The organism is Streptomyces durhamensis, assembly GCF_000725475.1.
Taxonomy (GTDB): Bacteria; Actinomycetota; Actinomycetes; order Streptomycetales; family Streptomycetaceae; genus Streptomyces; species Streptomyces filipinensis.
The window spans coordinates 1-253 of record NZ_JNXR01000205.1 but is presented as its reverse complement, the minus strand read 5'-3'; the positions used below and the strand labels follow the sequence as shown (position 1 = coordinate 253).

Genomic DNA, 253 nt, shown 5'->3' with positions numbered 1-253 from the left:
GGGAGTCGCGCTATCCCGTCTCCGAGATCCTCGCCAAGACGCCGGCCATCCCCTCCGGCTGCCAGTGGGGCGTCTTCCTGCGCAACCACGACGAGCTGACCCTCGAAATGGTCACCGACGAAGAGCGCGACTACATGTGGGCCGAGTACGCGAAAGACCCGCGGATGCGCGCCAACATCGGCATCCGCCGCCGCCTGGCGCCCCTGCTCGACAACGACCGCAACCAGATCGAGCTGTTCACCGCGCTCCTGCT

The 253-nt window shown here is 67.2% G+C and carries 1 pseudogene; it reads left to right on the top strand.

The window, feature by feature from the left end:
- Positions 1-253 (top strand): annotated as a pseudogene (locus IO33_RS45500) (trehalose synthase); the annotation flags it as partial.